This is a genomic window from Kitasatospora sp. NPDC002551, assembly GCF_040296005.1.
In the GTDB taxonomy this organism is placed as follows: Bacteria; Actinomycetota; Actinomycetes; order Streptomycetales; family Streptomycetaceae; genus Kitasatospora.
In genome coordinates, this window is the sequence record NZ_JBEOWI010000002.1 from 235,373 (window position 1) to 244,466 (window position 9,094).

General features: G+C 75.2%; 9 protein-coding genes. 6 read left to right on the forward strand and 3 right to left on the reverse strand.

From position 1 onward, the window contains the following. Positions 1-114: 114 nt before the first annotated feature. Positions 115-1,107 (reverse strand): LacI family DNA-binding transcriptional regulator, encoded by a 993-nt coding sequence (locus ABT093_RS03450; protein WP_350559796.1) that lies wholly within the window; start codon positions 1,105-1,107, stop codon positions 115-117. Positions 1,108-1,240: 133 nt separating this feature from the next. On the opposite strand from ABT093_RS03450, the gene ABT093_RS03455 reads away from it, so the two are divergent. From ABT093_RS03455 to ABT093_RS03475, 5 genes are all read left to right on the forward strand, one after another. Next, complete coding sequence (locus ABT093_RS03455) at positions 1,241-2,170, forward strand: ribokinase (protein ID WP_350559799.1); 930 nt, start codon at positions 1,241-1,243, stop codon at positions 2,168-2,170. Between the two features lie 64 nt (positions 2,171-2,234). Further along, complete coding sequence (locus ABT093_RS03460) at positions 2,235-3,581, forward strand: NtaA/DmoA family FMN-dependent monooxygenase (RefSeq protein WP_350559802.1); 1,347 nt, start codon at positions 2,235-2,237, stop codon at positions 3,579-3,581. Between the two features lie 34 nt (positions 3,582-3,615). Further along, on the forward strand, positions 3,616-4,140 hold the full coding sequence (locus ABT093_RS03465) for a flavin reductase family protein (protein ID WP_350559805.1): 525 nt from the start codon (positions 3,616-3,618) through the stop codon (positions 4,138-4,140). Further along, positions 4,133-4,594 carry a riboflavin kinase gene (locus ABT093_RS03470; RefSeq protein WP_350559808.1) on the forward strand — a complete coding sequence of 154 codons (462 nt, stop codon included), beginning with the start codon at positions 4,133-4,135 and terminating at the stop codon, positions 4,592-4,594. Before ABT093_RS03465 ends, ABT093_RS03470 begins: the two co-directional genes overlap by 8 nt. A 153-nt stretch (positions 4,595-4,747) precedes the next feature. Next, positions 4,748-5,452 carry a nicotinamide mononucleotide transporter family protein gene (locus ABT093_RS03475; RefSeq protein WP_350559811.1) on the forward strand — a complete coding sequence of 235 codons (705 nt, stop codon included), beginning with the start codon at positions 4,748-4,750 and terminating at the stop codon, positions 5,450-5,452. Positions 5,453-5,726: 274 nt separating this feature from the next. Here the strand turns inward: ABT093_RS03475 and ABT093_RS03480 are convergent, their stop codons facing one another. Both ABT093_RS03480 and ABT093_RS03485 read right to left on the reverse strand, forming a co-directional pair. Beyond that, positions 5,727-6,824, reverse strand: a complete 1,098-nt coding sequence (locus tag ABT093_RS03480; RefSeq protein ID WP_350559814.1) for a PucR family transcriptional regulator — start codon at positions 6,822-6,824, stop codon at positions 5,727-5,729. An 85-nt stretch (positions 6,825-6,909) separates the two neighbouring features. After that, positions 6,910-7,878, reverse strand: a complete 969-nt coding sequence (locus tag ABT093_RS03485) for an SMP-30/gluconolactonase/LRE family protein (protein ID WP_350559817.1) — start codon at positions 7,876-7,878, stop codon at positions 6,910-6,912. 226 nt (positions 7,879-8,104) lie between these two features. On the opposite strand from ABT093_RS03485, the gene ABT093_RS03490 reads away from it, so the two are divergent. Further along, positions 8,105-9,001, forward strand: coding sequence for an alpha/beta hydrolase (locus ABT093_RS03490; protein ID WP_350559820.1), 897 nt, complete (start codon positions 8,105-8,107; stop codon positions 8,999-9,001). Positions 9,002-9,094 lie beyond the last annotated feature (93 nt).

Consider the following 9,094-nt stretch of genomic DNA (forward strand, 5'->3'; position numbering starts at 1 on the left):
TGACCGGATGGCCGCGCGGATTGTGACGCCTGCGCGACGTGGCCTGCGTCACACCCCGGGGCCGGGGCCCGACATCGCCGGCCGCCCCGCTCCCACCACCGGATTGACGCCGGGTCAGAAGGAGACGTCGGTCGAGGCGCGGACGACGAGCTGGGGCTGGAAACGCTCGACCCGTTCGGCCCGTTCGCGGCTCGGCGCCTGAAGCAGGGTCAGCGCGCGTTCGGCCATGGCGGACAGCGGGTGGCGGATGGAGGTGATCGGCGGGTCGAAGAGCTCGAGTATCTCGGTGTCGTCGAAGCCGGTGACGGCGATCTCCCCGGGGACGCTGACCGCCGAACGGTGCAGCGTGCTCACCAGGCCGACGGCGAGGACGTCCGCCCCGCAGACCACGGCGTCGATCCGGTCGCGCTGCTCGACGACGCGCCGCCCCGCCGTGCGGCCGGCGTCGGTGGTGAAGTTGGGCAGCAGGACGGTGGTGGCGCCGTCGCCCTGCAGCTCGGTGAAGGCGGCGAGCCGCTCCGCGCCCGAGGAGGAGGCCTGGTCCGCGGCGACCAGCGCGATCCGGTGACGGCCCGTCTGTTCCAGGTGCTCGACCAGGAGTCGGACGGCGGCCGCGTTGTCGAGGGTCACGGCGACGGTGCCGGAGTCCTCGGTCCACCGGTCGAACAGCACGACCGGGCGCCGGGCGGCGGCGTTGCGGACGGCCGCCCCGGACTCGCGGGCCGACACCGGGACGACGAACAGCCCGTCCACCCGGCCCGCGAGCAGGGTGTCGATCTGCTCGGCCTCGATCGCGGGGTCGTTCGCCGCGTCGGAGACCATCAGCGTGCCGCCGGCGGCCCGCACGTGCTGGGCGATGGCGTCGGCGAGCTGGACGAAGTACGGGTTGGCGAGCGTGGGGACGACGACGCCGACGGTGCCGGTGGTGCCGGTGCGCAGGGCCCGGGCGGAGTGGTTGGCCTGGTAGCCGAGCCGGAGGGCGGCCTCCTCGACGCGGCGGGCGAGCTCGGGGTCGACATTGCGCGGAGTGCCGGCGAGGACCCGTGATGCCGTCGCGCGGGAGACGCCGGCGGCCTCGGCCACGTCGAGGAGTCGGGGCGCAGTCACGTGGGTGTCCTTCGGGGGTGGGGGACGGTGGGGCCACGACGTCGGGGCGTTCCTTCTTTTCATGAGGAGGCTACTTGACGGCCGGGGGGTGCTGGTACAGCATGTCGGAAATCGATCTCCCAAAGGAGCGTCAATGCCGTCCATCACCGTCGTCGGTTCGGTGAACCGCGACCTCGTGCTGAGCGTCGAGGGCCTGCCGCACCCCGGCGAGACCGTGCTCGCGCGGCACTTCGCCGAGGGGGCCGGCGGCAAGGGCGCCAACCAGGCGGTCGCCGCCGCGCGCCTCGGATCGCGGGTGCGCCTGGTGGCCCGGGTCGGCGCGGACGCGGCCGGCCTGCTGGCCGCGCTGGCCGCCGAGGGCGTGGACGTCACCGAGGTGCGTTCGGACGAGCGGCACCCGACCGGACTGGCCGCGGTGGTCGTCGACGGCGCGGGCGAGAACACCATCGTGGTGAACCCGGGGGCCAACGCGGCCCTGGCCGCCGGGGACCTGCCCGCCCGGCTGGTCCGCGAGCCGGGCGAGGTCCTCCTGGTGCAGAACGAGATCGCCCCCGAGGTGGTCGACCTGGCGGTCCTGCGGGCCCGCGAGCAGGGCGGGACGGTCGTCTTCAACCCCGCGCCGGCCCGCCCGGTCGACCCGCGGGTACTGGCGGCGGTCGACGTCCTGGTCCCCAACCTCGGCGAACTCGCCTCCCTGCTCGGGGCCGCCCGGCCCGCCACCCTGCCGGAGGCGCGGGAGCTGCTGGAGCGTGCCGCGCTCCCGTGCCGGGCCGTCGTGGTGACCCTCGGTGCCGACGGCGCCCTCCTCGCCGAGGCCGGGCGCCCCGGTCTCACCCACGTCCCCGCGCCGCGCGTGGACGCGGTCGACACCGTCGGCGCCGGCGACACCTTCTGCGGCGCCCTCGCCGACTCCCTCGGCCGCGGCGCCGCCCTTCCGGCCGCCGTCGAACGCGCCGTGCGCGCCGCGTCGCACGCCGTGACCGGGCTCGGTGCGCAGTCCTCCATGCCCTACGCGGCCCAGCTCGACGCCCCCACCCTCCCCCCGCTCCCCTCCGCCTTCTGATCCCTCCCCCCACGGGTCCCTCCCCTCCCCACGGGTCCCTCACCAGCACAACGGAGAACCACCCATGAAGAACCTCAAGATCGGCCTGTTCGAGAACGCCCAGACCAACGCGAGCGGCACCGCCACCTGGCGCCACCCCGACAGCCGGCGGCACCTCTTCGACACCCTCGGGTACTGGCGCGAGCTCGCCGCCGTCTGTGAGGACGCCAAGCTGGACTTCCTGTTCCTGGCCGACGCCTGGGGCTGGTCGGAGATCGACGGCACCCGCCCGCCGATCGCCACCGAGGAGACCCTCGACCTGCCCCGGCTCGACCCGGTGGTCGTGGCGTCCGCGCTGCTGTCGACGACCACCAACCTGGGCCTCGTGATGACCGGCTCCGTCCTCGTCGAGCCGCCGTACGCCTTCGCCCGCCGGATGGCCACCCTGGACCAGCTCTCCGGCGGCCGGATCGGCTGGAACGTGGTGACGACGGGCACCGCCGACACCGCCGTCAAGGCCTTCGGCATGGAGATGGTGGCGCACGACGACCGCTACCGGATGGCCGAGGACTTCCTCGACCTCGTCTACAAGTACTGGGAGGGCGCCTGGGAGCCGGACGCGCTGGAGAAGGACAAGGAGGGCCGTTTCGCCGACCCCGCCAAGGTCCACCTGGTCAGCCACGAGGGACCGTTCTTCCGCTCGCACGGCTACGGCAACACCGCGCGCTCCCCGCAGGGCACGCCGGTGCTCTTCCAGGCCGGGGCCTCGCCCGCCGGCCGCCGCGTCGGCGGACGGCACGGCGAGTGCATGTTCGTCGGCAGCGGCTCGGTCGAGCAGCTCGCCGGGCACACCGCGTCCATCCGCGAGGAGGCCGTCAAGGCGGGCCGCCGGGCCGACGAGGTGAAGGTGATGTCGGCCTTCTCCTGTGTCGTCGGCGCCACCACCTCCGACGCCGAGCGCCGCTACCAGCGGATCCTCGACGCCCAGCGGCCCGAGGTCACCGTCGCCAGCTACGCCATGTTCACCGGGCTCGACCTCTCCTCCTACGCACCCGACACCCCGATGACCGAGCTGTCCACCGAGATGTCGCAGACCCAGGTGGCCCGCTTCGCCGGCAAGACCGTGGGCGACGTCCTCGCCGACTGGCACACCCACGGCGTGGGCGCGCGGCCGGTCGTCGGCACGGCCGAGGAGATCGCCGACGAGATCTGCGCGCTCGCCGAAGGCGCCGACCTCGACGGGTTCCTGCTGTCCCCGGCGGTCCAGCCGGCCTCGACCACCGAGTTCGTCGAGTCGGTGCTGCCGATCCTGCGGGCCCGTGGCGTCTTCCGCGGCGAGTACACGGAGGGCGAGAGCCTGCGCGAGCGCCTCACCGGGTCGGGCGACCGCGCGCTGCCGGCCAGCCACCCGGCGGCCCGGTACCGGCACTGAGACCAGCACCCGCGACGAGAGGAACCCGATGACCATGGCCACCCTTGCCCCCGACCCGGCCGGGACGTCCACGCCGCCCGAGCTGGATGCGGCGACCCTGCGACAGGCCTTCGGCGCCTACCCCACCGGCGTGGTCGCGATCAGCGCGCTGCGCGGGGACGAGCCGGTCGGGTTCGCCGCGAGCTCCTTCGTCTCGATCTCGCTCGAACCGCCCATGGTCGCCGTCAGCGTCGCCCGCACCTCCACCACCTGGCCGAGGCTGGCCGAGGCGCCCGTGGTGGGACTGAGCGTGCTCAGCCACGGCCAGGGCGCGCTCTGCCGGCGGCTGGCCTCCCGCGGGGCCGACCGCTTCGAGGGCGTCGCGTGGTCGGCGACGCCCGGGGGCGCCGTCCTCATCGAGGACGCCGCGCTGTGGCTGACGGCCCGGGTGGGCGCGACGTACGACGGCGGCGACCACGAGATCGTGCTCCTGGAGCTCCTGAGCGCCGAACTCTTCGCCGGTGTGGAGCCGCTGGTCTTCCACACCAGCCAGTTCCGCGAACTGCTGCCGCATGCGTGACCACCCGGCCCCCTGCCCGCACCTCACCGGCACGGTGGTGCACGGCGCCGGCCGCGGTCACGGGCTCGGGTTCCCCACCGCCAACATCGCGGCCGGCCCGGACTCCCCGGTCCCGCCGGCCGCGGTGTACAGCGGCTGGGTGGTGCGCCACCGCACCGGCGCCGTCCACCCCGCGACGATCAGCGTCGGATCCAACCCCACCTTCTGCGACACCGCCGACGTCCACGTCGAGGCGTACTGCCACGACCTGGCGCAGGACGTCTACGGCGAGCGGGTCACCGTCTGGTTCGCCGAACGGATCCGCGACACCGTGAAGTTCCCCTCTCCCGCCGCCCTGGTGCGGGCCGTGCGGGAGGACGTCCTGCGGTCCGAGGCCGTCCTCGCCTCGGACCGGGGGCGGCGGGTGCGCGACGAGGCGCTCGCCGCGTACCGCGGCACCGTCACCTCCCCCTGAGACACCCCCCACGCGCGACACCCCCGCGCGCGACACCCTCCCCAGGCACGGCGCTGCCCCCCACCGCCGTGCTCCACGGCTCCTCCAGCGGCCCCGCTCCCGGGCCGCAGCTCACACCCAGGCTTGTTCCCCCAGCAAACAAAGGTGTAGGTCATGAGCGCTCTCGAATGGCTGAACGAGCAGTTCAGCTTCTTCGGCATCCCCGTCTACTGGTCCGACTTCCTCGGCAACATCCTGGCGCTCGCGACCGTCTGGCTCGCCCTGCGCCGCTCCCTCGTCGCCTGGCCGGTGCAGATCCTCGGCTCGGTCCTGCTGCTGATCGCGAGCCTGAACGTCCACCTCGGCGGCAACGCCGCCCGGCAGGTCGTCATCATCGCCTCGGCGTCCTGGGGCTGGGCCACCTGGCGGCGCAGCCGGCAGCAGGAGGGCACGATCAACGTCCGCTGGGCCTCCTGGCGGGAGCGCGCGGTCCTGATCGCGGTCATGGCCGTCGGCACCTTCGCGTTCGCCACGCTGCTCAAGGCGACCGACGCCTCCTTCTACCCGGGCGCGCCCTGGTGGATGGTCCTCGCGGACGCCTGGATCTTCGTCGGCTCGATCCTGGCGATGTACACCCAGGCCCGCCGGTACGTGGAGTTCTGGTTCGTCTGGCTGGCCGTCGACCTGGTCGGCGTGCCGCTCGCGATCCACTCCGAGCTGTACTTCTCCGGCATCGTCTACGGCATCTTCTTCGTCATGGTCCTGGTCGGCATCCGCGACTGGGCCTCCCACAGCAAGGGCCAGGAGATCGCCTCCCCGCTGGAGCCGGCCGTCGTGGTGGAGGGCCGCAACGACGCCTCCCCGGCCACCAGGCCGTAACCCGTCCCCGGCGATCCGGCACCGGCCACGTCCTGCGAGCATCCCCCGGGCTCGCGGGACGTGGCGTTGACGCGTTGTCAACAGCCGCCGTCCAGCGCCCGTCCCCCGGGGCGGGACGGACCGGACGGGCCGCTTCGAGGTCTACTGGGTCAACTGGGACCTCGGCGGGCACCGGGTCAACCTGGCGTTCGTCCTCCCGGGCGGCGGTCCGGAGCCCTGGCGGCGGCTGGGACCCACCCCCTGACCCGGGACCGCGGTGCTCCGTGGACCGTCCTCAGCCGTTCGCGGGGGCCGGCGGGTCGTCGAGCAGGCGCCAGGCGGTGAGGGCCACCGCGGCGCGCAGCAGGCCGGCGGGCTCGGTGAGGTCCAGGCCGAGGGTCCGGCCGATCTGCTCGATCCGACGGGCGATGCTGCTGTGGTGACGGTGGAGCAGCTCGGCGGCGCGCCGCAGGGAGCCGGTCGCGCAGTAGGCGTCGAGCGTCTCCAGGTCCTCCGGGGCGGCGGCGAGCCTGCCGATCGCGGCCACGTCGGGGTTCTCCCGGACGGCGTCCGGCGGCACCCGGTCCAGCAGGGCCAGCGCGCCGAGGTCCTCGTGCCGCACCACGGGCCGGCGGGCGGTGGCGAAGCGCAGGGCGGTGCGGGCCTGCCGCCAGGACACCTCCGGGTTCCCGGGGCCGCCGATCCCGGCCCGGGCCGGGGCCGGGAACCGGTCCGCGGCGATCGCCGGGGCCAGCAGGACGCCGACGTCCGGGAGCCGGGCCGCCTTCACCGGCGGGTCGGGGCAGACCAGCGCGCCGATCCGGTCGAGCGGCAGGGCCGAGCGGACGGCGGCGACCCGCACCGGCCGGTCGGGCGCGAAGCCCAGCCGGCGCAGCGCCCGGGCCCGGGAGGCCTCGTCGGTGCCGGCGCCGATGACCAGTTCGACCAGGGCGGGGTCGGCCATCGTGGTCGGTGCCGGGCCGTGCCGTTCGACGGCCGCCGCGACGGCGAGCGCGAACCGGTCCAGCAGCACCGGGTCGAGTGCCCCGGGCGGGCCGGGCCGTTCCAGCCAGACCGTGCCGATCTCCTCCTCGTCCAGCAGGATCGGCGCCGTCGCGGACACCGCCCTCCCGCCGTCCGCCGCACGCGGCCCACCCGCTCCGGCCGCCCCACCCGCCCCGGCCGCGGGCCGGCCGTCGGGCGTCATCCGGACCACCCGTGCCGTCCCGTGCAGGCGGACCCCGGCCACGCACTCCGCCAGCCCCGCCGAGGCCCGGGCGAGCGCCGGAAGGTCCACCCGCCGGCGCATCAGCGTGTCGTAGAAGGCGACGACGCGGATCGCGCCGTGCACGTGCGAGTCCAGATGTGACAGCCGATCGGCCAGTGCCTCCATCCCCGGCATCCTACGGGCCGGGGCCCCGGCCGCACCGGGGTCCGGCACGGCGGGTGTCCCGGCCCGCGCGGCGCCGGGCCGGGGCTCAGTGCGAGGCGTTCCGCCGCAGCCGGCTCGTCAGGAGGTTGGGGTCCTGCTGGGTCAGGTACGCGGCGTCGGCGATCCAGACGCGGTTGCCGCGGACGGCGACGGAGGTGGGGTTCTGCAGGCCGTCCGTGCGGTCGAGCACGACGGTGTGGCTCCCGTCGTCGGCGACCAGGGCGACCTGGCTGCTCGCGTTGAGGGCCGCCAGGACCTGGTTGCCGCGGCCGGTGAAGGAGAAGTCGTCGATGCCGGTCAGACCGGTGGCGGCGACCCGGGCCGCTCCCGCGCCGCCGTCGGGCCGGACCGGGATCCGCAGCAGGGTGCCGCGGTCGAGGTTGCTCACCCAGACGGCCCTGTCGTGGACCTTGATGCCGTTGGCACCGAGGAAGCCGTCCGCGTCCAGGGCGGCGCCGCTCGCCCACCGGACGGCGGTTCCGCCGCCGGCCGGGATCCGCCAGACCGTGCCGAGGACCGAGTCCGCGGCGTAGAGCGTGCCGGTGCGGGCGTCCCGCGCCAGGCCGTTGGGCAGGGCGTCCGCGGGCAGCGCGGCGACGCGCTCGGGGGTACCGCCGGGGGCCAGCCGCCAGACGCCGGTGAGCTCGGCGGTCCCGGTCGCGTAGACGAAGTGGAGGACGCCGTCGTCGGCGCGCACGACGCCGCCGAGGAACGGGGAGGCCAGCACCGGGGTGGCCGCACCCGGGGCCGGGGCGGGCAGGGTGGCGAGGACGCGGACGGCGCCGTGGCGGTCGATCTCGGCCACCTGGCGGGAGAAGGCGAAGGTCACCACGGTGCCGCCGTCCGGCAGCGGGGTGAGGTTCTCCGGCTGCTGCCCCCGGGCGAGGTCGAGGTGGGCGACCGCCGTCGGCGCGGTGAGCGGGGGAGCCGACGCCCGGGCGGGCGTGACGGCGAGGGCCGAGGCCGCCGCGGCGAGAACCACCGCGGCGACCCGGAGCAGGGGGGTGAAACGCATGGTGCGGTCCCTTTGCGCTTGGACAGGTGCGTGATCGGCGCCGGATGCGGCGTCACCTCACGGTAGGAACGGCGCACTTCCCGCGTTCGCGGACCAGCGCACGGCCGCTGGCCTCTCCCGGCACGGTGGAGCGCGCCGTTCGAAGCGCCGGTCGTCGCGTCCGCCGCCCCGACCGCGCGACGGACGGCGGCTGAACGCGGGCCCCCGGGGGCCGAGGATGGCGGTCATGGATCCCGAACTCGAAGCCTTCGTCCCGCTGCTCCCGTCGATCGACCTCGCCGACCCGGCCGCCGCCCGCGAGCAGGTGTCCCGTCTGCTGGCCGGCCGGCCCGCCCCCGACACCTCCGGCCTGCTGATCGAGGACCGCCTGGTGCCCGCCGACCCGGCCGTGGCGGTGCGGGTCTACCGGCCGCGCGAGCCGCTGGGCGCCCTCGTCTGGCTGCACGGCGGCGGGTTCGTCTTCGGAGACCTGGAGACCGAGCACCCCTGGGCCGCCGGGATCGCCGGCCGCTCCGACGCGGTGGTGATCTCGGTCGACTACCGCCGCTCGCCCGAACACCGGTTCCCGGCCGCCCTCGACGACGCCTGGGCCGTGCTGGAGTGGACCGCCGCGCACGCCGCCGAACTCGGCGTCGACCCCGGGCGGATCGCGGTCGGCGGCCACAGCGCGGGCGCGGGCCTCGCGGCCGCGGTGGCGCTGCGGGCGCGCGACGAGCAGGGGCCGCGGATCCGCTTCCAGCTGCTGAACGAAGCCGGGCTCGACGACCGGCAGGACACCTGGTCGCAGCGGAACTTCACCGACACCCCCTGGCAGGACCGCGCGAAGATCGCCCAGGCCTGGCAGCACTACCTGGGCGGCCGGCCCGCCACGCCGTACGCCGCCCCGGCACGCGCCGCCGACCTGGCGGGGCTGCCGCCGGCCTATGTCGCCACCGCCGAGTTCGACCCGCTGCGCGACGAGGACATCGTGTACGCGCTGCGGCTGATGCAGGCGGGGGTGCCGGTCGAACTCCACCAGTGGCCCGGTACCTTCCACGGCTCGCTGGCCATCCAGTCCGCCCAGGTGTCGCAGCGTCAGCTCGCGACCCTCACGGACGCTCTGCGCCGAGCCCTGGCGTGCTGAGCCAACTCCGGGATTACCGAAAAGGGAAGAGGAGATGTGGTTTCGGTCAACGGGAGGGGCGGTTTTCGGTCGGTGGTGCCGGGAGGTGCGGGT